General features: G+C 61.5%; 26 protein-coding genes and 1 tRNA gene. 11 read left to right on the top strand and 16 right to left on the bottom strand.

Features of this window, described 5'->3' with window-relative positions:
* Window positions 1-65 precede the first annotated feature (65 nt).
* The gene (gene pknB, locus AC2YB9_RS00700; RefSeq protein WP_487266844.1) at window positions 66-1,805 is read left to right on the top strand and encodes a Stk1 family PASTA domain-containing Ser/Thr kinase; all 1,740 of its coding nucleotides are present in this window, start codon (window positions 66-68) and stop codon (window positions 1,803-1,805) included.
* Window positions 1,806-1,811: 6 nt separating this feature from the next.
* Here the strand turns inward: pknB and AC2YB9_RS00695 are convergent, their stop codons facing one another.
* A complete protein-coding gene (locus tag AC2YB9_RS00695) occupies window positions 1,812-2,549 on the bottom strand; it encodes a DUF881 domain-containing protein (protein WP_487266843.1) in 738 nt (245 codons plus the stop codon).
* Window positions 2,550-2,664: 115 nt separating this feature from the next.
* Here AC2YB9_RS00695 and AC2YB9_RS00690 point away from each other — a divergent pair, with 115 nt between their 5' ends.
* The gene (locus AC2YB9_RS00690; protein WP_487266842.1) at window positions 2,665-2,892 is read left to right on the top strand and encodes a cell division protein CrgA; all 228 of its coding nucleotides are present in this window, start codon (window positions 2,665-2,667) and stop codon (window positions 2,890-2,892) included.
* Between the two features lie 142 nt (window positions 2,893-3,034).
* On the opposite strand, the gene AC2YB9_RS00685 is transcribed toward AC2YB9_RS00690, so the two are convergent.
* The gene (locus AC2YB9_RS00685) at window positions 3,035-3,736 is read right to left on the bottom strand and encodes a rhomboid family intramembrane serine protease (protein WP_487266841.1); all 702 of its coding nucleotides are present in this window, start codon (window positions 3,734-3,736) and stop codon (window positions 3,035-3,037) included.
* A gap of 165 nt (window positions 3,737-3,901) precedes the next feature.
* Entirely contained in the window at window positions 3,902-4,423 is a 522-nt protein-coding gene (locus AC2YB9_RS00680; protein ID WP_487266840.1) for a peptidylprolyl isomerase, read from the bottom strand.
* A 107-nt stretch (window positions 4,424-4,530) separates the two neighbouring features.
* On the opposite strand from AC2YB9_RS00680, the gene AC2YB9_RS00675 reads away from it, so the two are divergent.
* Both AC2YB9_RS00675 and AC2YB9_RS00670 read left to right on the top strand, forming a co-directional pair.
* Complete coding sequence (locus AC2YB9_RS00675) at window positions 4,531-4,899, top strand: hypothetical protein (protein WP_487266839.1); 369 nt, start codon at window positions 4,531-4,533, stop codon at window positions 4,897-4,899.
* Entirely contained in the window at window positions 4,896-5,672 is a 777-nt protein-coding gene (locus AC2YB9_RS00670) for an enoyl-CoA hydratase/isomerase family protein (RefSeq protein ID WP_487266838.1), read from the top strand. Before AC2YB9_RS00675 ends, AC2YB9_RS00670 begins: the two co-directional genes overlap by 4 nt.
* A gap of 23 nt (window positions 5,673-5,695) precedes the next feature.
* On the opposite strand, the gene AC2YB9_RS00665 is transcribed toward AC2YB9_RS00670, so the two are convergent.
* From AC2YB9_RS00665 to glyA, 3 genes are read right to left on the bottom strand one after another with little or no spacing between them, the layout of a single operon-like run.
* The gene (locus AC2YB9_RS00665; RefSeq protein ID WP_487266837.1) at window positions 5,696-6,067 is read right to left on the bottom strand and encodes a DUF3817 domain-containing protein; all 372 of its coding nucleotides are present in this window, start codon (window positions 6,065-6,067) and stop codon (window positions 5,696-5,698) included.
* A 4-nt stretch (window positions 6,068-6,071) separates the two neighbouring features.
* Window positions 6,072-6,809: an SURF1 family protein gene (locus AC2YB9_RS00660; RefSeq protein ID WP_487266836.1), complete on the bottom strand. Its 738-nt coding sequence runs from the start codon at window positions 6,807-6,809 to the stop codon at window positions 6,072-6,074.
* Window positions 6,806-8,083 (bottom strand): serine hydroxymethyltransferase, encoded by a 1,278-nt coding sequence (gene glyA, locus AC2YB9_RS00655; RefSeq protein WP_487266835.1) that lies wholly within the window; start codon window positions 8,081-8,083, stop codon window positions 6,806-6,808. The genes AC2YB9_RS00660 and glyA overlap by 4 nt, the downstream gene beginning before the upstream one ends.
* A gap of 192 nt (window positions 8,084-8,275) precedes the next feature.
* Between glyA and AC2YB9_RS00650 the strand changes: the two genes are divergently transcribed.
* The 3 genes from AC2YB9_RS00650 to AC2YB9_RS00640 all read left to right on the top strand — a co-directional run bounded on the left by AC2YB9_RS00650 (window position 8,276) and on the right by AC2YB9_RS00640 (window position 13,750).
* A complete protein-coding gene (locus AC2YB9_RS00650; RefSeq protein ID WP_487266834.1) occupies window positions 8,276-9,904 on the top strand; it encodes an ABC transporter substrate-binding protein in 1,629 nt (542 codons plus the stop codon).
* 86 nt (window positions 9,905-9,990) lie between these two features.
* The gene (locus tag AC2YB9_RS00645) at window positions 9,991-11,073 is read left to right on the top strand and encodes an ABC transporter permease (RefSeq protein WP_487266833.1); all 1,083 of its coding nucleotides are present in this window, start codon (window positions 9,991-9,993) and stop codon (window positions 11,071-11,073) included.
* Window position 11,074: 1 nt separating this feature from the next.
* Window positions 11,075-13,750: a dipeptide ABC transporter ATP-binding protein gene (locus AC2YB9_RS00640; RefSeq protein WP_487266832.1), complete on the top strand. Its 2,676-nt coding sequence runs from the start codon at window positions 11,075-11,077 to the stop codon at window positions 13,748-13,750.
* A 56-nt stretch (window positions 13,751-13,806) separates the two neighbouring features.
* Here the strand turns inward: AC2YB9_RS00640 and AC2YB9_RS00635 are convergent, their stop codons facing one another.
* From AC2YB9_RS00635 to AC2YB9_RS00605, 7 genes are all read right to left on the bottom strand, one after another.
* A complete protein-coding gene (locus AC2YB9_RS00635; RefSeq protein WP_487266831.1) occupies window positions 13,807-14,181 on the bottom strand; it encodes a hypothetical protein in 375 nt (124 codons plus the stop codon).
* Window positions 14,182-14,223: 42 nt separating this feature from the next.
* A complete protein-coding gene (locus AC2YB9_RS00630) occupies window positions 14,224-15,210 on the bottom strand; it encodes an NAD(P)H-dependent flavin oxidoreductase (RefSeq protein WP_487266830.1) in 987 nt (328 codons plus the stop codon).
* Window positions 15,211-15,295: 85 nt separating this feature from the next.
* Window positions 15,296-15,901: an MBL fold metallo-hydrolase gene (locus tag AC2YB9_RS00625; RefSeq protein ID WP_487266829.1), complete on the bottom strand. Its 606-nt coding sequence runs from the start codon at window positions 15,899-15,901 to the stop codon at window positions 15,296-15,298.
* On the bottom strand, window positions 15,898-16,995 hold the full coding sequence (locus AC2YB9_RS00620) for an S-(hydroxymethyl)mycothiol dehydrogenase (RefSeq protein WP_487266828.1): 1,098 nt from the start codon (window positions 16,993-16,995) through the stop codon (window positions 15,898-15,900). The genes AC2YB9_RS00625 and AC2YB9_RS00620 overlap by 4 nt, the downstream gene beginning before the upstream one ends.
* Before the next feature lie 102 nt (window positions 16,996-17,097).
* Entirely contained in the window at window positions 17,098-18,189 is a 1,092-nt protein-coding gene (locus tag AC2YB9_RS00615) for a DUF2855 family protein (protein WP_487266827.1), read from the bottom strand.
* A gap of 55 nt (window positions 18,190-18,244) precedes the next feature.
* Window positions 18,245-18,871, bottom strand: a complete 627-nt coding sequence (locus tag AC2YB9_RS00610; RefSeq protein ID WP_487266826.1) for a response regulator — start codon at window positions 18,869-18,871, stop codon at window positions 18,245-18,247.
* The gene (locus tag AC2YB9_RS00605) at window positions 18,868-20,016 is read right to left on the bottom strand and encodes a sensor histidine kinase (RefSeq protein WP_487268654.1); all 1,149 of its coding nucleotides are present in this window, start codon (window positions 20,014-20,016) and stop codon (window positions 18,868-18,870) included. Before AC2YB9_RS00605 ends, AC2YB9_RS00610 begins: the two co-directional genes overlap by 4 nt.
* 161 nt (window positions 20,017-20,177) lie before the next feature.
* On the opposite strand from AC2YB9_RS00605, the gene AC2YB9_RS00600 reads away from it, so the two are divergent.
* The 4 genes from AC2YB9_RS00600 (at window position 20,178) to AC2YB9_RS00585 (ending at window position 22,437) form a co-directional block, all read left to right on the top strand.
* Window positions 20,178-21,227 carry an ABC transporter permease gene (locus AC2YB9_RS00600; RefSeq protein WP_487266825.1) on the top strand — a complete coding sequence of 350 codons (1,050 nt, stop codon included), beginning with the start codon at window positions 20,178-20,180 and terminating at the stop codon, window positions 21,225-21,227.
* The gene (locus AC2YB9_RS00595) at window positions 21,224-21,892 is read left to right on the top strand and encodes an ABC transporter ATP-binding protein (protein WP_487266824.1); all 669 of its coding nucleotides are present in this window, start codon (window positions 21,224-21,226) and stop codon (window positions 21,890-21,892) included. The genes AC2YB9_RS00600 and AC2YB9_RS00595 overlap by 4 nt, the downstream gene beginning before the upstream one ends.
* 160 nt (window positions 21,893-22,052) lie before the next feature.
* Window positions 22,053-22,313 carry a hypothetical protein gene (locus AC2YB9_RS00590; protein WP_487266823.1) on the top strand — a complete coding sequence of 87 codons (261 nt, stop codon included), beginning with the start codon at window positions 22,053-22,055 and terminating at the stop codon, window positions 22,311-22,313.
* A gap of 53 nt (window positions 22,314-22,366) precedes the next feature.
* Window positions 22,367-22,437 (top strand) — tRNA-Gly (locus AC2YB9_RS00585).
* Between the two features lie 671 nt (window positions 22,438-23,108).
* Here AC2YB9_RS00585 and AC2YB9_RS00580 read toward each other — a convergent pair.
* From AC2YB9_RS00580 to AC2YB9_RS00570, 3 genes are all read right to left on the bottom strand, one after another.
* A complete protein-coding gene (locus AC2YB9_RS00580; RefSeq protein ID WP_487266822.1) occupies window positions 23,109-23,339 on the bottom strand; it encodes a helix-turn-helix domain-containing protein in 231 nt (76 codons plus the stop codon).
* On the bottom strand, window positions 23,339-24,079 hold the full coding sequence (locus tag AC2YB9_RS00575) for a DUF2975 domain-containing protein (protein WP_487266821.1): 741 nt from the start codon (window positions 24,077-24,079) through the stop codon (window positions 23,339-23,341). Before AC2YB9_RS00575 ends, AC2YB9_RS00580 begins: the two co-directional genes overlap by 1 nt.
* Window positions 24,080-25,032: 953 nt before the next feature.
* A complete protein-coding gene (locus tag AC2YB9_RS00570) occupies window positions 25,033-25,422 on the bottom strand; it encodes a hypothetical protein (RefSeq protein WP_487266820.1) in 390 nt (129 codons plus the stop codon).
* Window positions 25,423-25,459 lie beyond the last annotated feature (37 nt).

The raw sequence follows: 25,459 nt of genomic DNA, 5'->3' as shown, positions 1-25,459 counted from the left end.
CGCCGATGGGCGCGACCCACTTGGATCAATCCACACTTCCCTCAACCCCTTCGGAGAATGACACTATGACCGAAACCCCCGACGAGCCCATACGTTTAGGCGATCGCTACGAACTCGGTGGCCTGCTCGGACGCGGCGGCATGGCCGACGTACGAGTCGGCCGTGATCTCCGGCTGGGACGTACCGTCGCGGTCAAGCAACTGCGTTCGGACCTCGCGACCGATCCAACCTTCCAAGAACGCTTCCGCCGCGAGGCGCAATCGGCCGCTTCGCTCAATCATCCGGCCATTGTTGCCGTCTATGACACCGGCGAGGCGCTCGGCAAGGACGGCCACGTCGCGCCCTACATCGTCATGGAGTACGTCGAAGGGCAGACGTTGCGCGACGTCATGCGCGATGGTCGCAAGATCCTGCCCGAACGCGCGCTCGACATCACCGCCGATGTTCTGAGCGCCCTGGATTATTCGCACCGTTCGGGCATAGTCCACCGTGACATCAAGCCGGCCAATGTCATGCTGACCCCGGCCGGCCAGATCAAGGTGATGGATTTCGGGATCGCCCGCGCGATCGCCGACGCGTCCTCAGCGATGACCCAGACCGCCGCCGTGATCGGCACAGCACAATACCTCTCCCCGGAGCAGGCCCGCGGTGAAACCGTTGACGCGCGCAGCGACATCTATTCGACCGGCTGCCTGCTGTACGAACTCCTGACCGGTCGCCCACCGTTCGTCGGTGACAGCCCGGTGTCGGTCGCCTACCAACACGTACGCGAAGAAGCGCGCCCGCCGTCGCAACTCAATCCCGATGTCAGTGCGAGCATCGACGCCATTGTGGCCAAGGCGCTCGCCAAGCGCACCGATGATCGCTATCAGAGTGCCGCGGAGATGCGGATGGATATTGAACGGCTCAATGCCGGCCACGTGATCGAAGCGCCTGCCGCGGCCACTCAGGCGATGCCAGCGGCCACGACGACGATTCCAGCAGCGGTCCTGCCGCCGCCGACCGGAACGCTTCCGGTAACTCCCGACGACGATGACAATGACAAGAAGGGCAACGGGCGCTGGTGGGCCTGGGGTTTGGTTGCACTCATCTTGTTGGGCGGCGCGATCTTCGCGGTCATGCAGATGACCAAGGAGCCGCCACCGGTCATGGTCACGGTGCCGAATGTGGTTGGCAAGGACCTAGACACCGCCAAGCGGTCGCTGGAAAACAAGGGATTTGTCCTCGGTAACGTCGAGAAGCAGCCGTCCGCTGACGTCAAGGCAGACCTTGTGTCCGAGCAGAAGCCCAAAGCCGACGACTCAGCAGAGAAGGGCACCGCAATTGACCTGGTCGTCAGCACCGGTCCCGAAGCGGTGTCGATGCCTGATGTCCGGCAGCTGCAATACAAGGTCGCCAAACAGCAACTCGAGGCCGATCAATACAAATTCAAGGTCATCAAGAAGGAAGTCGACGATCCTGCACCCGCGGGTCAGGTGCTGAACAGTACGCCGCTGGCGGGCCAGTCGGTGCCCGTTGGCGGTTCGGTGACGCTTTTCGTGTCCAAGGGCCGGGTCACGGTCCCTGATCTCGCGGGCATGACCAAGGACGATGCGCTCGCAGCACTCAAGGACGCCAAGCTCAAGGGCACAGTGAAAGAAGATCCAGCCTCCACCGAACCGAAAGACACGGTGACCGCTCAGTCGATACCCGCAGGTCAAACGGCATCGCCGGGCGACACGGTCACGATTACTGTGTCGACCAATCCTGGATCTGAAACACCGCCCACCCCCGACGTACCGCCGACGGATGGCGCCGACGGCTAGCGGTCGCTAGCTCGCCGGGACGGCCGCATACTTTAATGCGACCGTTCCGGCATACGGCTTTGCGGTCATCGAGTCAAGCTTCTCCACCTTGAGTCCGAGATCGTAGGCCGCCACATATTTGCCATACGTCTCGACATCTGAGGAAGTGGACAGGGCGTAGTCGAGTGAAGACTCATCGCCGACCGCTTCGATGACATACGGCGGTGAATACGGCACACCGTCAAGAACGACCGTGTTGCCCACGCACTTGATTCCGGTGGTCGAGATCAGTCGCTCGCCCTGCAACGTGATTGCGCGGGCGCCACCTGACCACAATGCATTGACGAATGCTTGGATGTCTTGCTGATGGACCACGAGTGCATTGGGGTCAAGACCGGGCACCACGACGGACCGCGGAGCGTCGGTGAGAGTGACCCGCATTCCCGAGCCACTGATCTTCGTCAACCCGGTCGCCGCCCGAGCTTTGTCGGCGCGTTTCAACTGCCGTTTCAATGCTTTGTCGCTAACCGTCCCCGACAGCGCGTCAATCTCGGTGCGCAATTGGGCCGCCGTCTCACGACGTACATCAATGCGGTGCGCACGGGAGCTGAGTAGTGACGTCACGTCATCGCCGGCCGGTCGCAGATCGGAGCCACCTGCGGTCACAGCACTAGCAACGAAGAGAAAGCCGGTCACTGCAAATATCGTCAAGACGGCAAGCGGCCAATGGTCGCGAGCATGCGCTCCAACCCTACTCTTGGCCATACCGCACTCCTCACATCTGCTTCCGGCGACTACGCTAACCCAGAGCAGCAATCAATGTGGCCCCGACGCCACGTCCCGACATCAAGGAAGATCCGTGGCGAAGAGAATCCCGAAAATGCCCAAGCAACCCAAAGGTCCGCAGCCCAAGCGTGTCGGCAATCGCTGGGCTGGCCCGGCGATGATGGCGTCGGCTCTGATCGGTCTGGTCTGGATCGTCGTCTTCTACACAACCAACGGCATCGATGTGAACATCCCGTTGATCACCGGTCTCGGCAGTTGGAACCTCGTAATCGGTATGAGCTTCATCGTGGCATCGTTCGGCTTCGCCATGAAGTGGGAATGAGTTACACGACTGTCATTATCCACACTGTGGATAAACCCTGTGGGTAACCACAACCATGTAATTCACGTCCGTCCCCCGCCGAGTGGCGCAAGGATGACGAAACAAGCGTCAATTTCCGTCATCGCTGCGCCACTCGGCGGGTTCAGCTGGTTAGTTGGACGGTACGCAGAACCGTCGCGGCGATGATCGCGACCCACAACAGGACGAACATCGCGATCTGCACCTGCTGCCGCCTGGCCCGCGGTGCATAAGCGAAACCGGCACCCAGGATGAGGCCGGTAAGGAAGCCGCCAAGGTGGCCCTGCCAGCTGATATTGCCCTGCAGGCTGATGAACGCATTGATTGCCAACAGGACCAAGAGATAGCGGACATCCTGCTTGGCTTTGATTAAGAACACGAGTGCCATCGCGAACAGGCCAAAGATCGCGCCCGAGGCGCCGATCGTCAACCCGTGTTCAGCGGCCAGCCAGTAGACGAACGCTGACGACCCGATCGCCATCGTGAAGTATGAGGCCAGATAGCGGGTGATCCCCAGCGCGCGTTCGACCAATGGACCGAACAGATAGAGCGCATACATGTTGAAGGCGATATGCAGGATGCCTTCGTGCAGGAAGGCTGCAGTGAGCAATCGCCAGTAGCCGCCGTCGGCGACTCCGGTGAGCACATGGCCAGCCTGATCGGTCGAGGTGAGCGGCAGCATCGCGCCGTTCTCAAAGGGCAGGCTCGAGTTGCCGCCAGCGGCCAAGATCGCGATGAATACCGCGACATTGATACCGATCAACGCCATCGTCGCGACACCGTGTTGTGCGATGGTGCCGCCGAACGCGGTTCTGGGCGCGCGCACAGATTTCGCGCCTTCCTTCACACAGTCAGGACATTGGAATCCGACCGACGCGTCCCGCATACACTCGGGACAGATGTTGCGCCCGCAGCGCTGACAAACGATGTTGGCCTCGCGATCACGATGCCGGTAGCACCGCTGGTCAGCGGCTGCGGGTTCGGACATAATTCAGCTGCGCCGTTCGATCTGCACGGTCTCGATCACAATCGGCTCGACTGGCTGATCGCCACGACCGGTCGGCGCTGCCTCGATGGCGTCGACAATCTTACGGCTCTCATCGTCGAGCACCTCGCCGAAAATCGTGTGCTTGCGGTTGAGCCAGTCGGTCGGGATCGTCGTGATGAAGAACTGCGATCCGTTCGTGCCCGGTCCGGCATTCGCCATTGCCAGCAGATACGGACGATCGAACTGCAGGTCTGGGTGGAACTCATCGGCGAACTGAAATCCCGGTCCACCGGTTCCGGTGCCGATTGGGCAACCGCCCTGGAGCATAAAGTTCTTGATGACGCGGTGGAAGCCGAGGCCGTCATAGTACGGCCCGCTGCTTTTGCCGCCATCCGCGTGATATTCCTTCGTGCCTTCGGCGAGACCAACGAAGTTGTCGACGGTCTTCGGAGCTTGGTTCGGGAAAAGTTCGATCGCGATGTCGCCCTTGTTGGTTTTCAAGGTCGCAATAAGCTGTTCAGCCACGTTGTGGTCCTCTCAATCGGTTCGCACTATTCTCACATGTGCGGCCAAGTACTCTCATCGGGTGCACCGCCCCGGCCCGATTGGGCATTTGAAGGTAGGTTTGGATCATGTCCACGACACAGACAAAGAAGAAGCGCCACCTGCTTCGCAAGTTAATCCTGCTCGGCTCCGTTGTTGGAATTGCCGCGGCCGTTAAGAATGCGATCGCCGACAAGGGCGGTTCATACGAGGCCCCGGTTGTACCCGCGTCCAAGCCTGCCGCTGCGCCAGCACCGGTTACTGCTGAGCCGGTCGTCGAGGTCGCTGAGCCAGTCGCTGACCAACCCGAGCCTTTCCCTGCGCCATCGGCCACTCATATCCAGACCGCTGAGGAAGTTCTCGAGTCGGAACCGACCAAGGATCGGGTGAACCTCGCAGATCCGGTGGAAACACCGAAGGAAGCCACCAAGAAGATCGACCCGTTCGGTCTTCAGTGAGCATCGAGATCACCCGCACCGCCGATCATGTCGCGGTGCTGACTTTCAGTGCGCCCCCGGTCAATCTGTATTCGCTCGAACTCCACGACGATTTCGATAAAGCCCTCGATACGCTTGCCGAACAACCGCCGCGCGCGCTGATCATCCGCGCCGAGGGCAAGGTCGTCTCCGGCGGCGTCGACGTGTCACAGTTCCAAGCACGTACGTCGGTCGCCGACACCAAAGCGCTCTATGACCGGATGCTCGAACTGCCCGACCGGATCGCCGCGTTGAACTATCCGACAATCTTCGCTGCACATGGGCTCACTTTGACGTGGGCCTTCGAGGTTGCGTTGGCTTGCGACATCATCCTTGCGACCCCGAAGGCCAAATTCGGACTCGTCGAGCGCGTCATCGGTCTCACTCCGACGATGGGTGGCACCCAGCGGCTTGCCGGTCGTGCCGGCGTCGGCCGTGCCAAAGAGTTGGTGTTCACCGGGACTGCCTACGACGCAGTCGCGATGGAGTCATGGAATGTCGTCAACCGCATTCTGCCGGTCGAAGGATTCGAAGAAGCAACTATCGAGTTCGCGACCAATCTTGCGGTCGGACCGACGATGGCATTCGGCGCCGCCAAGGACATCCTTCGGCACTTCGAACACGGCGACATCCCCGAGGCCAACGCTCATACGACGACGATTGCATCTGCCCTGTTCGAGACCGAGGACCTGCGCAACGGCATGAAGTCATTCCTCGACGACGGACCCGGCAAGGCAGTCTTCACCGGCCGCTGACCCCTCCGGGGTGACGGGGGAAGTCAGACGAGTTCGGGGTTCGAGGCCTGCACGGCCTTGGTGGCGCGATGTTCGGCCCAGAAGCTGACGATCGGGACCGTTCCGGCGAGCAATGTCGTGACCGTGAACGGGATCGACCACTTGGACTTGCGGGCTAACAGCGCCGCCATGACCAAGAAGATCATGTAGAGCCAGCCGTGCGCGACGCCAAGGTACTGCGAAATCCATGAACCCACCTGCTGCGCATTGGTCCCTTCGGGGAACCAAGCTTCATTGAGCCGATGCAACTCATTGAGCGGGAGTCCGACGAGCACCAGGACGATGAGCAGGGTGCCGACGATATTGGCCATGACGCGGTAACGCAGAAGAGCTGCCCTGAAGTTGTTGTTTGGCACGTGGTCAGATTACCTTCTGCTTGGCTGCGGCCACGCTTTCGGTGCACATTCGCCACCACATCAGGACCGTGAACGCAGCGAACACCCACCACTGGAGCGCGTACATGAGGTTGCGCAGCCCGGCGGTCCACGGGACATCGGGAAGCGGTGGGGTGACCATCGTCAGGCCGCCGGCCGCGGCCGGCGTCGTACTGACCGCATAGCCCGAATACAGACCAAACGGCAGCGCATTGATCAGCGCCGGTAGGCGCACCGTTCCGATCACGTGATTCTCCAGCGGCGCGCCACTGCCCTCACCGGCTTCGAGTACGCCGCTGAGTTCGGTCAACGCCGGTACGTCAGGCAATGCGTCCGCGGTCGGCGACCAACCACGTACGACCATCAGGGCCTGATCGCCGCCGGCAACGATATATGGGGCGAGTAGCCAATAACCGGTACGCCCGGCCTCGATCTTGTCGGCAACCCACACCTGATCTTTGGCAGCCGCAAAACGTCCCTTCACCGTGACCGGACGGTGGTTGAGTTCAGGGGTGAACGCATCGTCGGCCCCCCACAATCCTTCAAGCGCGACCGTCGCCACCTGCTGCTTGTCGGCGCGCTCATGTTGCTGCCGGGAGTCATAGACACCCATCTGCCACAAGCCCGCGACGACGCAGACTGCAACTGCGACGATCGCGAAGGTATGAAGGCCGAGAAGCGTTGGGCGAAACCACAGGCGCCACGCTCGCGGAGAATTGGTCACTGCGTGAAGGGTTTGATTTCCGCGTAGAGCGGGAACCGCTCAGCCAGCACCGTCACGCGCTTGCGCAGCCCTGCGGTGTCGATGTCCCCGGGCTGAAGCGCCGCAGCAATGATCTCGGCGACCTCGGTGAACTCCTCGGCGCCGAAGCCACGGGTGGCCAAGGCCGGGGTGCCGATGCGCAGGCCCGAGGTCACCATCGGTGGCCGCGGGTCATTGGGAACGGCATTGCGGTTGACCGTGATGCCGACTTCGTGGAGCCGGTCCTCGGCCTGCTTGCCGTCAAGCTCGGAGGCCCGCAGGTCGACAAGCACAAGGTGCACGTCGGTGCCGCCGGTCAGGACGGTGACACCGGCATTGACCATGTCGTCGGCCATGAAGCGCGCGGCCAAAATCTTGGCGCCCTCGATGGTGCGCTGCTGCCGCTCCTTGAACGCTGGCTCGGCCGCCATCTTGAAGGCAACGGCTTTGGCCGCGATGACATGCTCAAGCGGTCCGCCCTGCTGGCCGGGGAACACGGCCGAACGGATGCGCTTGGCGACCGCTTCGTCGTTGGTCAAAATGGCGCCACCACGTGGTCCGCCGAGCGTCTTGTGCGTCGTCGTGGTGACAATGTGGGCGTATGGCAGCGGGCTCGGGTGGAGTCCGGCAGCGACGAGTCCGGCAAAGTGCGCCATGTCGACCATGAGCTTCGCACCGACCTCGTCGGCGATCTCACGGAACAATTTGAAGTCGAGGTGGCGCGGGTAGGCCGACCACCCAGCGATGATCAATTGCGGCTTGTGCTCGTGCGCCAACCGGCGCACCTCATCCATATCGACCAAGCCGGTATCAACGACGACGTGATAGGGCACGACCTTATAAAGCTTGCCGGAAAAGTTGAGCTTCATGCCGTGGGTGAGGTGACCACCATTGGCCAGATCCAGACCCAGAATCGTGTCGCCAGCGGAAATCGTGGCGTGCATCGCGGCCGCATTGGCCGTGGCGCCCGAGTGCGGCTGGACGTTGACATAGCTGGCATCGAACAGCTCTTTGAGCCGGTCGATCGCAATCGTCTCAACGACATCAACAAATTCACAGCCACCGTAATAACGTTTGCCGGGGTAGCCCTCGGCGTACTTATTGGTCAGGACACTGCCCTGCGCTTCGAGCGCGGCGACCGGGGCGAAGTTCTCCGATGCAATCATTTCGAGCGTCGTTTGCTGGCGGTTGAGCTCAGCATCGATCGCGGCCGCGATTTCAGGATCGAATGAGGCCAAATGTTCATTGTGGGTCATGGCGCCAAGACTACCGTCACGGATCCATCCGCCGACAGTCGCAAGGTAGTCAAATTGAAATATTTGGCGCCCCGAGGACTGCCAGTTTTAGGTGTAGCGTGCCCAAGACGACACTGTCCACTATTTGGACGCGGGTTCGGCCAAGCGGGCCAACTTTCCACGCCGCATGCTCGGCATGACAGTAGGAGAAGAATGAAACAGATCCGTCGGGGAGCAGTACTCCTCGCCAGCGCGGCGCTCGTGAGCATGGTGCTCTCAGCCTGTGGGTCCGGAACCAGCGACAAAGCGTCGGGTCTTATTGTCGGCACGACCGACCAAGTGATCTCGATCGATCCAGCTGGTTCATATGACAACGGTTCGATGACGGTTCAGACGCAGGTTTATCAATACCTCCTGAACTTTCCGGCCGGCAGCACCGAGTTGACGCCTGATGCGGCCTCCAAGTGCGCGTTCACGCAGCCGACCCAATACACCTGCACGATCAAAGACGGCCTCAAATTCGCCAATGGGAACGCGCTCACCGCCTCGGACGTTGCCTACTCGTTCAAGCGCATCGTCACCATCAACGCTGACAACGGTCCGTCCTCGCTGCTCGGCGCGATGAAATCGGTCGAGGCGAAAGATGACAAGACGGTCGTCTTCACGCTCAATGCGCCGAACGACCAGACCTTCCCGCAGATCCTGGTGACCTCGGCCGGTCCGATCGTCGATGAGGAGACCTATCCGGCGGACAAGGTGCTCGATGATGACGCCGCGATCAAGGCCAACGGCTTCTCCGGCCCGTACACGATTGCCAAGTACAACAAGAATCAGATCGCGGAGTTCAAGGCCAACCCGGACTATCAGGGCACCTATGGCAAGGCCAAAGAAGACACCATCACGATGCGCTACTACGCCAAGCCAGAGAACCTGAAGCTGGACATCAAGAACGGCGACATCGACGTGGCGTTCCGCTCGTTGACCCCGACCGACATCGCCGATCTGTCGAAGGCTAAGGGCGTCAAGGTGCACACCGGTGCCGGCGGCGAACTCCGCTACATCGTGTTCAACCTGAAGACAATGCCTGGCAAGGACAACACGCAGAAGCTGGCCATTCGGAAGGCCATCGCGTCGTCGGTCGATCGTTCGGAGTTGTCGACGCAGGTCTACAAGGACACCTTTACGCCGGCGTATTCGATGGTTCCGAAGGCCCAGGCCGGTGCTACTGAGCCGTTCAAGGATCTGTATGGCGACAAGCCCAATCTTGATGCGGCCAAGAAGTTCCTCGCCGATGCGGGCGTCAAGACCCCCGCCACGGTCCCGCTGGAATGGAACCCCGATCACTACGGTTCCAACTCCGATCAGGAATACCAGGCAGTCAAGCGTCAACTCGAAGCCACCGGGCTGTTCAAGATCAATCTCAGCTCTGATCCGTGGACTGAATACGCCAAGAATTATCCGAAGGACGCCTACCCGGTGTTCCAGCTCGGTTGGTTCCCGGACTTCCCCGACGCCGACAATTACCTGTCACCGTTCCTGTCGCCGTACGATGTTGCAGCGAAGAAGGGTGGCAACTTCACCCAGTCGCACTACAACGAGGACAAGACCGATTGGTCGGACCCGGCTATGACGAAGTTGCTCGACAGCGAGCGCACCAATGCCGACAAGCCCGCGCGTGAGAAGACGCTCGGTTTGGTTCAGCAGCGGGTCGCCGAGCAGATTCCTTATCTGCCGTTGCTGACCGGTTCGCAGGTTGCGATCGGTCGTAGCAACATCGACGGCCTCGACAAGACCTTGGACGCTTCGTTCAAGTTCCGCTTCACATCGCTGTCAAAGGGCTGATCAACCCATCACCAAGCGAGGAGGGACGGGTTCGGCACACGCCGAACCCGCCCCTCTTTCAACGCATCTGACAAGGTTTTTGCGTCATGGCAACTGCTGAAATACTCACCCCCACCGGGCCTCCCGCCAGTAGTTCACCCAAGCGGGGACGGCTGAGCCCACTCACCCGTTATCTGCTGGTGCGGCTGGCCCTGATCGCCCCGATGATCTGGATCTTGGTGACGCTCGTGTTTGTCCTGATGCGCGTCGTTGGTGATCCGATCACCGCCGCACTTGGCGGGCGGCTGAACCCTCAGCAGATCGCCGAGCGCAAACATGCGGCCGGCTTTGATCGACCGATTCTTACCCAGTATTGGGACTACATCACCAACATTCTGCACGGCGATTTCGGTCACACGCTCACCGACAATCGCGCCGTGTCAACGATTCTGAAGCAGAACGGCGCGGCCACCCTGGAGCTCGCAATCTGGTCGCTGCTGCTCGCTTTCATCATCGGCATCCCGCTCGGCCGGCTCGCGGCCCGTTATCGTGACCGGCTCCCCGATGTTGCGATTCGGCTGTTCTCGATTCTCGTGTATGCGGCACCGGTGTTCTTCGTCGGCCTGCTGCTCAAATTAGCCTTCACACCATTCGGCTGGCCGTCCTCGGGGCGAGCCTCCACCTTCACCGAGCTCGCACTCCAAGACGTTCATCCGCGAACCCACATCATGATTGTCGACGCACTCATCTCGGGCAATCCGGACTACATCCTCGATGTGCTCCAACATGCCGTGCTACCTGCAGTTGCGCTGGGTCTGCTAACTGCTGGGGTGTTCATCCGGCTGATTCGGATCAATCTGCTGCAGACCTCGCGGATGGATTATGTCACTGCGGCGCGGGCCCGCGGCATCTCTGAGCGACGGGTGCTCAACAAACACTCCTTCCGCAATGCGCTCGTCCCCGTCGTCACCGTGATGGGCATGCAGATCGCACTACTGCTTGGCGGGGCGATCCTGACCGAGACGACATTCGAGTGGAAGGGCCTGGGCTACGAGCTGTCCCAATACATGATCGCGAGCGACTTCCTAGCGGTCCAAGGCATCGTGACCGTCATCGCGGTCATCGTGTCGATCACGAGCTTCTTGATCGACGTGATTGTCGCGTTCGTCGACCCACGAGTGAGGTTCTGACATGTTTTCGCTCATTCGCTCGAGCCACGGACTGCAGCGCTTCATGTTGCTGTTCGGCTTCGTTCTCATGGCGCTGTTTGTCCTCATCGCGATCTTCGCGCCGTGGCTTGCCCCCTATCCGTTCAACGCCGACCGCGCCAATGGCGTCATCTTCGGAACCCAGCAGGCGCCATCGGCGGCACACTGGTTCGGAACGACCGTCGGCGGCACCGATGTGTTGTCCAGAGTCATCTACGGCAGCCGTACCGCGGTCGAAGTCATTGTCCTTGCGGTCGTGTTGTCTGGGGTCGTCGGCGTACCGCTTGGCCTGATCTCCGGCTTCCTCGGCGGCTGGCTCGACCGAGTGCTCTTGCTGATCATGGATGCGCTGTATGCGTTCCCGTCGCTGCTCCTCGCGATCGTCGTGTCGATCGTGTTGTCCGGTGGCAGCAGCGGTGCGCTCGCCGGAATCCTTGCGGCGGCCATCTCAATCACGGTGGTGTTTATCCCGCAGTATTACCGCGTCATCCGCAACGCCACAGTCGCGGTCAAGGTCGAGCCCTACGTCGATTCGGCCCGCGTCGTCGGCGTCCGTACGCCGCGCATCCTCTTCAAGCACATTTTCTCTAATGTCTCCCAGACGTTGCCGATCATCGGGACGCTCAATGCATCCGAGGCGATCCTGACGCTCGCGGGCTTGGGCTTCCTCGGCTTCGGCATCGAACCGTCCGCGGCCGCCGAATGGGGCTATGACCTCAACAAGGCGATGCCCGATGCGTCTTCGGGGATTTGGTGGACCGGCGTCTACCCAGGCCTCGCGATCGTCCTGATCGTGCTCGGCGCGACGCTTGTCGGTGAAAGTCTCAACGATATCGTCAACCCCTTGCTACGTACGCGTGGCGCGGAGACAACATCGGCTGATGAGCAGGAGATCGCCGATGAGTTCGACGCGATTGTCGCTGCCGAAGGGCCGTCAATCCCCGTCACCGCTGCCACCGACGATCGAGTAGGGCACTCAGCGTCCGTATCGAGATCCGCGTCGGGTGAAAAACGCGTTGCTGTCCTCTCGCTGTCCGACCTATCGGTGACATTCCAGACCGACTCCGGCTCCGTGCACGCCGTCAACGGCGTCAGCTTCGAGGTAGCGCCCGGCGAGGTCGTCGCGGTCGTCGGCGAGTCCGGCTCCGGTAAGTCAGTCAGTTCCCGGGCCGTACTCGGCCTCCTACCGCCCACCGCTCATGTCACGGGTTCGGCCAAACTCGAGGGCCGTGAACTCCTCGGCCTATCCAATCGGCAGTTGCGCCCAATTCGTGGCGACAAGGTGTCGATGATCTTCCAGGAGCCGTCGACCGCACTCAACCCGGTTTACTCAGTCGGCTGGCAGATCATCGAGAGTCTCCAGGCGCACAACGACAAGATGAGCAAGAAAGCCGCTCGTGCCCGCGCGATTGAACTGCTCGACCTGGTGGGATTGCCCGATCCGACCAAGCGAGTGGATTATTACCCGCACCAACTCTCCGGTGGGCAGAAGCAGCGCGTCGTGATTGCGATGGCGATCTGTTGCGATCCCGACGTCATCATCGCCGATGAGCCGACGACGGCACTCGACGTCACGGTCCAGGCCGCGATCCTTGAACTCCTGCTGTCTTTGCGTGACCGGTTGGGTACCGCGATCGTGCTGATTACCCACAACATGGGCGTCGTCGCAGACATTGCCGACCGGGTCGTGGTCATGTATCGCGGCAAGGTTGTCGAACAGGCTTCGGTCGATGCGATCTTCACCGCGCCGGAGCATCCTTACACGCGGTTGTTGCTCGATGCCGTGCCACACCTCGGCCAGGAAGATGGCCCCGGTCAGGTCAACGACAACGAGGTGGTTCTGGCCGTCGACGACCTCGTCGTGGAATTTGCCGGTAAGTTCGGGCAGCCAGCGTTCCGCGCCGTCGACCATGTGTCATTCGAGGTACGGCGCGGAGAAGTACTCGGTCTTGTCGGCGAATCCGGCTCCGGTAAGTCGACGATCGGCCGCACCACGGTCGGCCTGCAACAACCCACGAGTGGCCTGATCCGCGTCGGTGGCAAGGAAATCTCCGGACTCAGCGATCGCCAACTTCGGCCACTGCGTGCTCGGTTTGGCTTCGTGTTCCAGGACCCAGCGTCATCGCTCAATCCGCGGATGTCGATCGGCCAGAGCGTCGGCGAACCGCTACGCGTACAGAGTGAACTGCGCGGCAAGGAGCTTGATGCCAAAGTTCGCGCACTGCTCGAGAGCGTCGAACTTCCCGGCGCGTATGCCGAACGGTTTGCCCACGAGTTGTCCGGCGGCCAGCGGCAGCGGGTCAGCTTGGCCCGTGCGTTGGCGCTCGATCCGGATCTGTTGATCGCCGATGAGCCGACGTCGGCACTCGATGTGTCGGTTCAGGCCCGGGTCTTGGAACTGTTCAAGGAATTGCAGCAACGTCTGCAGTTTGCGTGCTTGTTCATCAGCCACGATCTGGCCGTCGTCGACTCACTGGCCAACCGGGTCGCGGTCATGCAGAACGGCAAGCTCGTCGAGATCGGTGGCCGTGAACAGGTGCTCGGCAATCCGCATGACGACTACACCCGCAAGCTGATCGCCGCCGTGCCCGTCCCCGATCCGGCCGAGCAGCGCCGTCGTCGGGCCGAACGCGGGAATCTGCTGACCGACCTCAGCTGACCAACGTACCCGCCCACCCCTTTCGCCACTCGGCAATCCCGCTGAATGGGGCCGAGTCAGAGTTCGATGCAGTCCGATTCGCAGCCGGTCGACGGTTCTGCCGCACCGTCGGGTCGAGGCGCCGGGCGGTGCAACACTGCGCGTGACGGTCGTATGCTCAGGCCCGCATCGTTGAGAGTGGCTTCGCCGTCAACGATCAACGAATAGCCATCTGTCTGCCTCGGCGGCCACACGAGAGTCGCGGCGGGATGGGCAGCGGCATTCGAACGGGTACGACGACCCAGATCGGTGAGTACGAGTGAGTCATCAACAAGCGTCGGGGTCACCGCTACAACATGAGACTCTGCTTCAGCAGACACCGTGATGAGATAGGCGAAGCCATAGCCTTGGAGCGCCTCACCCAGTTGTTCGGTTTTGACCTCAACGCTCATGCTGTCACCGTAGCCCCATTTTGGCCGTCCGGCGATGATCGATCAGTTGTCAGCGAGTAGTGCGACTGCTTCGGCGGCGGACACGATCGAGTCGATCCGTAATGCCGAGTTGCCGGCATAGAGGGGAGTGTTGTCGACCGTTGCCGCGCGCATTCCGGCGAGCGGCGGCGTCGGCGACAGTGCCGGGATGCGTGACTGTTGCAGTTTAGGCAGGATCTCGATCATCGAATCGGTGATGATGCGGGTTAACTTGGCACTCAAATTGTTGATGATCTCGGGCGCGCGGCGGAGGCTGCCGTCGGATTTACACCAGCGACGGGTCGCGGCGTTGGCGATCACGCGGTGGCGGGCTGGCCAGCCGAAACCGAACAGTGTCGTCTCGAAGGTCTCGGCCGCGCCGAGCACCCGTGATTGATACAGCGGATGTGCGCCGGACTCGTGGGTGAGCAGGAAGCGCGTGCCGGCCACGACCCCAGACGCACCGGCCGCCAATGCCGTATGCGTGTCCGCGGCGGTGGCGATCCCGCCAGCGACGAACACCGGTCGATCATCGGCAATGTCGCGAGCCGTTCCGAGGAAGTCGAGTGCCTGCTCCCGACCGAGCAGATGGCCGCCGGCCTCGATGCCTTGGGCAATCAATCCGTCGACGCCCCATCCGATTGCCGCCGATGCTTCGGCCGCAACGCCGACCTGGGCCATGACGAATACTCCGGCGGCCTGCAACTCACTCACCAGCTCAGCATCACCGCCATAAAACAGCACCGCCACGTCGATCCGCTGTTTCAGGCAGGCATCAATGTGGCGGCGATGGACGAACGGCATCAACAGGTTGACCGCGACCGCCCGATTCGGTGCCTGCTCGCGGATCATCTCGATACCGTCGATCAGTGTCGCCGGCGAGGCCAGCCCAAGGGTGCCCAGTCCACCGGCGGCAGCAACTGCGGCCGCGAGGGCACCACCGGAAACGCCACCACCCATACCCGCCTGCAGGATTGGTACATCGAGTTGCAAGCGATCAAGAACGTCCATACGAACCATCATGCCCCGCAACGACCAACCGCGTCGACCAACCGCCCTTGCGGCGAGTGGCACGAACCTCCCCGCCGGCCCGGATTCAGGCCAGTCCGGGAGCTTCCGCGCCGATCGTGGTGGAGTCGCCGTGGCCAGTGCGTACGACGGTCTCGGCCGGCAGGGTCAGGAGCTTCGTTCGGATCGAGTCGACGATCGTGTCGTAATCGCTGTAAGACCGGCCAGTTGCACCCGGTCCCCCGTTGAAGAGCGTGTCACCGGTGAACACGGTGCCGAGGCTCTCGGCATACAGGCAGGTCGATCCGGGCGAATGGCCCGGCGTCGCGATCGCGCGCAGCGTCGCGCCGGCAATCTCAAACTCGGTGCCGTCGATCAGATCATGCTGCGGCGCGACGGAGTGCACCTCGTCCCACAGCATCCGATCAGCCGGCGGGAACCATAGCGGCGCACCGGTCAGCTCGGCGAGTTCGACCGCCGCATTGATGTGGTCGTTGTGGCCGTGGGTCAGCACGATTGCCTTGACCGTACGGCCGTCAATCGCCTCGACAATCGGCGCCGCATGATGCGGCGCATCGATCACGAGCACCTCGGCCGCATCGCCGACGAGCCAGACATTGTTGTCGACATCCCAGCAGCCGCCGTCGAGGCAGAACTGCCCTGACGTGACTACGTTGTCGATCCGCGCGGTCATGACGACGCCCCGAGTTCGACGACCGAGCGCAGCACCTCGCCCTTGTGCATCTTGTCGAACGCCGCCTCGACATCGTCGATCGTGATGCGTTCAGTGATGAAAGCGTCCAGATCCAGCCGGCCCTGCTGATAGAGATCGACCAGCATCGGGAAGTCACGACTGGGCAAGCAGTCGCCATACCAACTGGACTTGAGCGAACCACCGTGCCCGAAGACGTCAAGCAACGGCATCTCGAGTTGCATGTCCGGAGTGGGTACGCCAACGAGGACGACGGTGCCAGCTAGGTCGCGGGCATAGAACGCCTGTTTCCACGTTTCGGGACGACCGACCGCGTCGATCACAACATCGGCACCAAAACCGCCAGTCAGCGCCTTGATTGCCTCGACAACGTCTCCGCTCGAGGCATCAATCGTGTCAGTGGCACCCATACCGCGGGCCCATTCAAGTTTGCGTGGATCGAGGTCGACCGCGATGATCTTGGCCGCATTCGCGAGCTTCGCACCCGCGATTGCGGCGCTTCCGACTCCGCCACAACCAATCACGGCAACGCTGTCGCCGCGGGCCACATTGCCGGTGTTGATCGCCGCACCGAGGCCAGCCATCACACCACAACCCAGCAGGCCTACAGCAGCAGCCGAAGCAGTTGGGTCGACCTTGGTGCACTGTCCCGCTGCCACGAGGGTCTTGTCGGAGAATGCGCCGATGCCCAGTGCGGGGGACAGCTCCGTGCCATCCTCGAGGGTCATCTTCTGTGTGGCGTTGTGGGTGTTGAAGCAATACCAGGGCCGGCCGCGCAAACAGGCGCGGCACTGCCCGCATACAGCACGCCAGTTGAGGATGACGAAGTCACCGACCGCGACCTCGGTGACGCCGGCGCCAATGGACTCCACTTTGCCAGCGGCCTCATGCCCGAGCAGGAATGGGAATTCGTCGTTGATGCCACCCTCGCGGTAATGCAGGTCGGTATGGCAGACGCCGCAGGCCTCGATGTCGACGACGACTTCGCCCGGCCCGGGATCGGGAATCACGATGTTCTCGACGGTGACGGGTGCTCCCTTGGCGCGCGCGATGACGCCTCGTACGATCTGCGGCATGAACTGCTCCTCATGGGCTTGAGAGTCTGGCGTTGAGTTCGAGGCTAGGCGTCAATTCGCTGCCTCGCAAGACCATGCTTCCCCACCATCAAGGCGGCTGGCTCAGAGGGTCAAGATGTTGCCAGTGCCCGGATCTGAAGTGCCTGACTGGACCTCGTGCCACACGCGCTGAAGTGATTCCGGTCCATCGCTGACGACAACATCGACCCAATCCTCGACCGCTGAGGCGAACGCCTGCCACGCCTCGGCCAACCGTGCCTCGAATCCGTCCTTGCCCCAGTCGGCGACGCGCTTGACCATCTGGTCGGGGGCGAAAAAGGCCACCGGACCCGGCTGCCCGCTCTTACCGGCTCGAGCCGGCTTCTGGCCGGTCACACCGATGATCACCTGATACGCAAGCGAGTCCTTGAGGTGGGCACGCAGTGCGGCGGAGAGCTCGGCATTGCCCAAGAAGTCGGCGTACAGAGTCGGCGACTGTTCAAGCTCGCCGATCGAGTCATAGGTCAGGACGGCCGAGTAGCAGCCAAGACTTCGAGTGAATTCGAGGTTTCGAGCCGAGGTCAGGCCGATAACGGGACGGCCCAACCTCTGCAATTCGAAGGCCGTGCCGTAGGCGGTCTTGCTCGATGCGGAGGAAAATACCGCGGTGCCGGCGCCGAAGTAGCCGTTGTCGTCGAGCCAATCGGCAAGCACATACGACGTCCAAAAAAGTGGGCGGTAGAGCGCCAACAGGTCTTCACGTTTCGCCTCGTAGGCGGTATCGCCGGTCGTCAACGCATACGCGTTGTATGGCGAGGGCAACGTCGACCGGTGTGGACTGCTGTCTCGGAAGCCCTGCGCGCCGATCCGATCGGGTCGCACCGTCAGATGGCTGGCGGACGGGAAATAGCCGTAGACCCGATCGCCCACCGATACCCCATCGGCACGCGACTCGACAACATCGGCGAAGCCCCACAGCGGCACGATGCCCCGGCCCGATGAGGCCGGAAAGAACTCCCAGTAACGGAACGGATCGACCGCGCCGAGGACCGCATACGTCACGTTGTTGGCGGTGACGCCGATCCGGTCGACCCGCAGTCGAGCTTCGCCAGCCTGCAGATCCGCGAGCGGAGCCTCAACCAGAAAGGTCTGCGAGATATCGCTCTTATCGATCTCGAGCGTCCAGGACGTCGCGGTGTAGCCAGCATCGGTCATGCCTCACCGTAACGGAACTCAATCCCGCAGCAGCGACCCAGATCAGCGGCCGTCGTCAGCTGCCGCGCAACAACCCGGTCTGCCTCGCCGCATTGACCGCGGCGGTGCGCGAACCAACGCCCAATTTCTCGAAAATATGGACCAGATGGGTTTTAACGGTGGTCTCGCCGACGAACAGTTCGGCCGCAACCTCGGCATTGGATTTGCCGTCGGCGACCAAGCTCAGGACATCGAGTTCGCGCGGACTCAGGCTGGTGGCTGGCTTGCGTACGCGTTCCAGTAGCCGCGACGTGACTGCTGGTGCGAGCGCGCTTTGGCCGGCGGCGGCAGCGCGTACGGCGGCAAGCAACTCATCGGGTGGGGCGTCCTTGAGCAGATAGCCGGAGGCACCGGCCTCGACCGCGCCGAGGATGTCCGCGTCGGTGTCGTAATTGGTCAGGATCAAGACATATGGTGCGTCCGCGGCGGTGCGGATCGCGCGGGTCGCATCAGCGCCGTCGAGTGCGCCGCCAAACTGTAGATCCATCAACACCAAGTCGGCTGGCGTTGCCGCGACAACTCGGATGGCGTCTTCAGCTGAGGTGGCCTCGGCGACTACTTCGATGTCCGGCTCAGTGGTCAGCAGCGCCTTGAGCCCCGCTCGTACGACGGGGTGATCGTCACAGAGAATCAGCCGAATCATGCAATGTCCTCGATCCTTGCAATGACTCTTGTCCCTCTGCCGACAGCGGACTCAACCGTCAGAGCACCACCCAAATCACCCATCCGTCGGCGCATGACGGCAAAGCCGAAGGAGTCCTCGGCCGCTTGGTCGCCGATTGCCGTCGGATCAAAGCCACATCCTTTGTCGGCGATCTCCATCCGAGCGCCAGCGCCGACGAACTCGAGCGTGATCGTCGCGGCGTCAGTCTCGGCATGCTTGTCAACATTGCCGAGTGCGCCCTGGGCGATCCGTAACAGCGCAGTCTCGACCGGCATCGGCAATGTCCGTACCGGTCCATTGATCGTGACGGTTGCGCGCACGACACCGGTACTGCCCAATCGGCGCAACGCACCGGGCAAGCCTGAATCGGCGAGCGTTGGCGGGGTGAGTTCGCGGACGAATCGACGGGCTTCGGCCAGATTGTCGGCGGCGGTCTCGCGGGCGAGCCGTATGTGCTCGATGCCCGGACCGTCGGGATTGGCACGCTCAGCGGCATGCAGCAACATCTGGATGCTGGAAAGGCCTTGTGCAACGGTGTCGTGGATCTCGCCAGCCAACCGGGTCCGCTCGTTGAGCACCCCTTTGTCGTGCTCACTGCTGGCAAGTTTGCGTTGTGCGTCGAGGAGCTCGTCGATCAGCCGCTGACGTTCACTGGATTCCAGATAGAGCGCGCGATAGCCGAGCCCAAGGGCGATCGCGACCAACGCCGCGACGATCGGTCCGACAACCCCGCCGACGGTGAAGCCGTCATGTGCGCCGATCGCGACGACCGCGAGGATTGCCGAGGCGATGACTGCGAGCGGACCAATCCGGCGCGGCAATACGTGCAGATAGAGGAAGAAGAGCGGGAAGACGAGATAGCCAGCCTCGGGGGTGAGCCAAACCAGACCGAACCACTCGAGGGTCAGAAGCAGCGGCCAGACCTCGGCCAATGAGCGCCGCAACAACAGGGGGCCCAATGCATATGTCGCCAGGAAGATGATCGCGAGGACGAGAACGACAACCGCATCGGGTTCGTCCACGACGAAGACCCGAACGATCGCCAACGCGGTCAATCCGACCAGCAGCAGATGAAGCCCGGTGCGCAATCCCACGAATGTGGCAGACGGCAGCGAGGCGGGCATCACCCCGCAACTCTAGCCCGCTACCGAGAGCGTCAGCATCCATCGAAAGGTGGAGCCGGGCATCCATCGGACCGCTACGGGGATCGGTCTCGTGCACGATGGATTCGACGCCCAAGTCGACGACAGTGGATATCTAAGAAATCCACCACCAAAGGATCCCCATGTTTGTTGCTTGGCGCGACATTCGCTTCGCCCGCGGCCGCTTCCTCCTGATCGGAGCAGTCGTCACTCTCATCACCATTTTGGTCGGCTTCCTCAGCGGATTGACCGGCGGCCTCGCGCAACAGAATATTTCTGCCGTCAACGGCTTTGACGCCGACCGGGTCGTGTTCTCCACGCCTGCCGCCGGAGCTCCGAAATCGTATGGCGATTCGGCCGTGACCTCTGCCGATGCCACCGCTTGGTCAAAGCAGACCGGTGTAACGGGCGTGCAACCGCTCGGCATTTCGCAAGGCAAGGCCACTGGTTCGACCTCCGCAAGCGTTGCGTTCTTCGGAGCCAAGGCCAACTACCGGAACCTCAATCTCAAACCAGGCACCGCGGTGTTGTCGACACCGGCAGCCAAAGCGCTCGCGGCCGAAACTGGTCAACAGATCACCATCGGCGGTAAGTCGATCCGAGTTTCTGCGGTTGAAGGCAACGACTGGTACAGCCACACTGCGGTCGTCTGGATGAATCTGAACGATTGGCAGGCGCAGGCCGCAGCAACTGGCCAGGCTGATGCCTTCGCGAGCGTGTTGCTGATCCAGGGTTCACCCCAGGGTGACGTCACCGGCACCGTTTCTTCGAGCGTTTTCGGCTCGCTGACCGCGATCGGTGCGTTCCGTTCCGAGATCGGTTCACTGCTGACGATGGTCGCCATGTTGTTCGGCATCTCGGCGCTGGTGATCGGCGCCTTCTTCACGGTGTGGACGATCCAACGCAAGGGCGACATCGCCGTACTCAAAGCACTCGGTGCCTCGAACCGGATGCTGATCCGAGATGCCCTCGGACAGGCGCTATTCATTCTGACCACCGGGGTGCTGATCGGCTTCGCCGTGACCGCCGCGCTCGGGGCCCTCGCCGGGCAAGCGCTGCCATTCGTACTCAGTCCGCTCACCACGGCGCTACCCGCCACGATTCTGATCGTGCTCGGCCTGGCTGGCGCCGCCTTCGCCCTGCGAACTGTCACCAAAGCCGACCCCCTCGCTGCCCTTGGGAGCAACCGATGATCGAACTGCACGATGTCACCCTCACCTTCCCTGACGGCGATCGCCGCATCACCGCGGTTGACCACGCCTCGCTGCGCGTCGAAGGCGGAACCGTCACGGCAATCACCGGACCGTCGGGTTCGGGAAAATCTAGTCTGCTGGCGGTCGCTTCGACGCTGATCACGCCCGACTCCGGCACAGTATGGATCAACGACGTCGACGTGACGGCGATGAATCCCACCGAAACTGCCGAACTGCGCCGGACGAAAATCGGCATCGTGTTCCAGCAGTCGAACTTGCTGCCATCTCTGACCTCGCTCGAACAGCTTCTGGTGATGAAGGAACTTGGGCAGGGCCATGGCGACCGCCAGGAGACGACGGTTCGTGCCGAGGCGCTACTGGTCTCGGTCGGCCTTGGCAACGACATGCACAAACGGCCGCACCAGTTGTCCGGCGGTGAACGTCAGCGCGTCAACATTGCTCGGGCGCTCATGAACGATCCCAGCGTTTTGATCGTCGACGAGCCGACCAGCGCGCTCGATCAGGAACGTGGCGCCGAGATCATCGATCTGATCCTCAAGCTGACCGTCGAACGGGAAACCGCGACGCTCCTCGTCACCCACGATCAGTCCCATTTGCCGCGGATGGATGCGGTCCGGACGATGGTCGACGGGACGTTGAGCTGATCGGTCAACGACTTTCAGCAAGGGGCGGAGCGATTATTCCCCGACCATATATTCCAGCGGAGGTATAAACTCGAAATATATGCACCATCGCGAAGTGCAGCCACCCAATAGTTTGATGCGATCAAACCTGCCTTGACCCGCTTCGCAGAAAGGGGATCCCATGTCCCAAACTATTAGATGGACCATCGGCATTGCCATCGTGGCATCTGCCGTGATCTTCGGAATCACCTGTCTCATGCTGGTCCGCTACGGCAGCCTGGACGCTAGGCCTTGGCAGACAATCGGTCTCGGTGTCGGCGCAACGGGCGGTCTGGGCGGATTCATCCTGTGCATCGTCGAATCGGCGGAAGTATCCATGCACGACGGGCCCGTCGTTGAAGATGCAGCCGGGGCGAAGCCGCCCGCCAAGATCAGCGCTTAGCCACGGGCCTAACGCCTGCAGCATTCGATAGGGTGGCAGTGGTCAGCAGACCGGCCGATGTAGCTCAGTGGTAGAGCGCTTGCTTCCCAAGCAAGATATGCGGGTTCGATTCCCGTCATCGGCTCCGAGGGTGGTTACCGTAATTAACGGGCAAGTGGAAATTAAGCCTGTTAATGCGCTGAGCTGCATGTATGCGTACTTTGGTGGTACATGCAGGTCGGTCCACGTGAATGGAGAAATTGACGGCATCCGCCCTGCTAATCGGGTTTATTGGGCACGAGTTCTGTGTCGCTTCAGGACTAGCGGATGCCCGATCCTTCAACAAATGTCTAGTAGCCCAGAATGGGACACCTGCGCCAGCGAGTTGGGACCGCCGGTCCGCGCTGTCGCAATTCAGCCCCATCCGCATCACCGACAGCCGGCAGACCTGTGCACCCGATCAACTTCGCACCATGTTTCAGGTGTCTCGTAACTAACGGTGAGTACCAAGATCCGGCCACATGGTTATGACACATAGTTATGAGAATCGTCGACCCTTGACAATCCAGCGGTTCGCGTGATGAGCCTCGTTTATCCCGGAGGCAGTCTCCTATCTCTAGGGTTACGAGACTACGATGCAGGTGTTCCCACGCACATGAGTACGACACGTCAAATCCAGATGATTTGTCCCGGGCCGCCGACCGTGGGAGATCACGCCACTCAATCTCGGTCCAGTAGCGGTAGGCGACCGATTCGACCATGGCGCTGCAGCAGCCAAAGCAGCGCCTTGCCCGGGTCGAGACGCGATCGAGGACCCTAGTTGCGCTGTACATCCTCTCCGGATCCCGGGACGTACTGGAGGATGTCGCCAGGCTGACAGCCGAGTTCACGGCAGATGGATTCAAGAGTGGAGAGCCTGACTGCCTTGGCCTTGCCAGTCTTAAGAATGGAGAGGTTCGCCACGGTGATTTGGACGCGTTCGGCGAGCTCTGTCAGAGTCATCTTGCGCTCGACCAGCTCCCGGTCGAGCCTGATCACGATGGGCATCAGACTGTCAGTTCCTGCTCGGCTTCTACCGCTGCGCCATGGCGGAACACTTCGGCGAGCAGAAGTATCAACCCGCCCAAAGCAACGGAAACGAACTCGATGCCACCGTTGCTCATCGGCGTGAGGTCGGGCCCGCCGCCAAAGGACTCGAATGAGTACCCGAGCTGAATAGCACTCGTGAAGACGCCCAGCAGTGGCTCGACCACACCGCCGACAATGAGCAACCAACCAATGGCTCGCACCTGCTTGACGGAGCGAGCGCTGAAAACAGCTCCTGTCGCTGAGGAAGCGAGCAGTCGCGAGATCAACAGCAGCACGCCGCTGATCACCGTCAAATCGATGGCTTCGCGGGCTACCGATGCTGCGACAAAGCCACTCCACCCTCCCGTCGTGGCGAGCTCAACCGTCCCCGTCAACTCCGCCGATGTGGGTCGGACATCTGCGTCTTGGACACGGCTCGGCCCCTTGCCTCCCGACCAGTTCGAGTCGTGCACGAAGAACCTCAGGCAGTCACCCGAGGCCTCCGGATCACGAACGCTGGCCGATTGGCACACGTCTTCCCCCAGTGCCACCGGCATCGAGACCACGTTGTTCATCGAGAACGGCCCCAGAGCGATATCTACGGGGTACGTCACACTTCCGAACAAGGCGAGGATCCCGATGACCGCCACGGCTGCCGCAGCAACAGCGCCGGCCATCAGGGCGGCCCAGCCGCCGATCCAAAAGGCCCTTCGAGTCATCAGGCAACATCCTTTTCACTGGGCAACACCAAGCATCCGCATCGATAAACAATGATTGCGCATCGAATATCAATATGTCAATGACTGTGTGCCCCTTAGAGATACAGCAACCAGAAGACGTCACCCACCGAGAACAGGGAGGCGTGGCATGCGACGCCACAAGCGGCCAAGGCAGCCGATGCCTACTGGCGACTACGAGTCACACGATCAAGACGAGATCGGACCGAGTCATACTGCCGCCACTTAGTCACGCCGACATCTTGGTCCGGAGGTACCAGCAGATCTGCCTCGCAACCTATGTGTCTCGAAACCCATAGGTTTCAAGGCAGCCTGAAGCCGATTTGCGGTGTCTGATCTCTTCTAACGAGCGCCCGACAAATCACCGCCACGATGAGGCGCCTCGCATTCCTAGGGAGACGGGACAGTAGTGAGCGGCTTCGTATGACGCCCCTGTCCCGGAATACCCCTCCGGACGGATCCAACGGGACGCGTAATCATCGCCGCATAACCTCAACTGCGCTGTCGCCGGATGTGGTTCGTCTTACGGGCGGACGAGACCGCTGAACGATCCGGTCATTTGTGACCACATGGCGGTGACCATACCCATTTGGTGGGCTCTTTGGTGCGTGAGGATGGCACCAAAGTCAGCTTCCATTTGGACTACAAGCGAGCGCCGCAGGTTTGCAAAGAGATTGGAGAAAGTTTGCCGGTTGGAGGCTGTCGCGGGTCGCGAGGTTGGTCGTTCTGCGCGATCGGACCGTGAAGCACTGCCGTCGCACGGGGCGACAGGACCGCGACATCGTTCGCAAGGATTTGCAGCGAGTCAGGCGCTGGGGTCTGGCGAACAACTACAACTTCACTTCAAACGCAAGGCTTCGACCGGCGGGGACGCTTCAATGCTTCACTCTGACGCCGTTGGAAAAACGTAGTTGCCGATATCAAAACGCCTGGACTCAGGGAGCGACCGGCACCTCGCGAAGAGATTCTCCGGCCAGTTCCCCGGCGAGATTCTGACCTACATTGAGACAATCTGTGGAGAACGAAATACTCATTCCGGCGGGATCGGTGACGGTTCCGGTGGGGGTCGCATCGATGGCAAATGAGTCCTTCTCGCCACGAATCACGCCGCCTTCGGTGTCGCGGCTGACAGTGATTCCGACCTTCTGCATGCTTGCCTTAATCAAGGTCGCCGCGCGCTCATTGTCGATCCCGTAGTAACTCACCATGCCGTCAACCACGTAGCCGACTTTGCCCGACTCAAATTTGCATACCCCGGTATGCCCCCGGCCCCACACATTGTCAACAGGGACCTCGGCATCGAGGGAAACCGTGATGGACGACATCGTGCGCTGCACCAAATCATCGAGCCTGTCTTGACGT

This window comes from Aeromicrobium changchenzhani (assembly GCF_057586615.1).
This window is presented reverse-complemented; position numbering and strand designations above follow the sequence as displayed.

Excerpts from the sequence above, each read along its gene's own strand:
- pknB (WP_487266844.1), top strand. The coding sequence starts at position 66 with ATGACCGAAACCCCCGACGAGCCCATACGTTTAGGCGATCGCTACGAA.
- AC2YB9_RS00695 (WP_487266843.1), bottom strand. The coding sequence starts at position 2,549 with ATGGCCAAGAGTAGGGTTGGAGCGCATGCTCGCGACCATTGGCCGCTT.
- AC2YB9_RS00690 (WP_487266842.1), top strand. The coding sequence starts at position 2,665 with ATGCCCAAGCAACCCAAAGGTCCGCAGCCCAAGCGTGTCGGCAATCGC.
- AC2YB9_RS00675 (WP_487266839.1), top strand. The coding sequence starts at position 4,531 with ATGTCCACGACACAGACAAAGAAGAAGCGCCACCTGCTTCGCAAGTTA.
- glyA (WP_487266835.1), bottom strand. The coding sequence starts at position 8,083 with ATGACCCACAATGAACATTTGGCCTCATTCGATCCTGAAATCGCGGCC.
- AC2YB9_RS00650 (WP_487266834.1), top strand. The coding sequence starts at position 8,276 with ATGAAACAGATCCGTCGGGGAGCAGTACTCCTCGCCAGCGCGGCGCTC.
- AC2YB9_RS00645 (WP_487266833.1), top strand. The coding sequence starts at position 9,991 with ATGGCAACTGCTGAAATACTCACCCCCACCGGGCCTCCCGCCAGTAGT.
- AC2YB9_RS00640 (WP_487266832.1), top strand. The coding sequence starts at position 11,075 with ATGTTTTCGCTCATTCGCTCGAGCCACGGACTGCAGCGCTTCATGTTG.
- AC2YB9_RS00635 (WP_487266831.1), bottom strand. The coding sequence starts at position 14,181 with ATGAGCGTTGAGGTCAAAACCGAACAACTGGGTGAGGCGCTCCAAGGC.
- AC2YB9_RS00630 (WP_487266830.1), bottom strand. The coding sequence starts at position 15,210 with ATGGACGTTCTTGATCGCTTGCAACTCGATGTACCAATCCTGCAGGCG.
- AC2YB9_RS00625 (WP_487266829.1), bottom strand. The coding sequence starts at position 15,901 with ATGACCGCGCGGATCGACAACGTAGTCACGTCAGGGCAGTTCTGCCTC.
- AC2YB9_RS00620 (WP_487266828.1), bottom strand. The coding sequence starts at position 16,995 with ATGCCGCAGATCGTACGAGGCGTCATCGCGCGCGCCAAGGGAGCACCC.
- AC2YB9_RS00615 (WP_487266827.1), bottom strand. The coding sequence starts at position 18,189 with ATGACCGATGCTGGCTACACCGCGACGTCCTGGACGCTCGAGATCGAT.
- AC2YB9_RS00610 (WP_487266826.1), bottom strand. The coding sequence starts at position 18,871 with ATGATTCGGCTGATTCTCTGTGACGATCACCCCGTCGTACGAGCGGGG.
- AC2YB9_RS00605 (WP_487268654.1), bottom strand. The coding sequence starts at position 20,016 with ATGCCCGCCTCGCTGCCGTCTGCCACATTCGTGGGATTGCGCACCGGG.
- AC2YB9_RS00600 (WP_487266825.1), top strand. The coding sequence starts at position 20,178 with ATGTTTGTTGCTTGGCGCGACATTCGCTTCGCCCGCGGCCGCTTCCTC.
- AC2YB9_RS00595 (WP_487266824.1), top strand. The coding sequence starts at position 21,224 with ATGATCGAACTGCACGATGTCACCCTCACCTTCCCTGACGGCGATCGC.
- AC2YB9_RS00590 (WP_487266823.1), top strand. The coding sequence starts at position 22,053 with ATGTCCCAAACTATTAGATGGACCATCGGCATTGCCATCGTGGCATCT.
- AC2YB9_RS00580 (WP_487266822.1), bottom strand. The coding sequence starts at position 23,339 with ATGCCCATCGTGATCAGGCTCGACCGGGAGCTGGTCGAGCGCAAGATG.
- AC2YB9_RS00575 (WP_487266821.1), bottom strand. The coding sequence starts at position 24,079 with ATGACTCGAAGGGCCTTTTGGATCGGCGGCTGGGCCGCCCTGATGGCC.
- AC2YB9_RS00570 (WP_487266820.1), bottom strand. The coding sequence starts at position 25,422 with ATGTCGTCCATCACGGTTTCCCTCGATGCCGAGGTCCCTGTTGACAAT.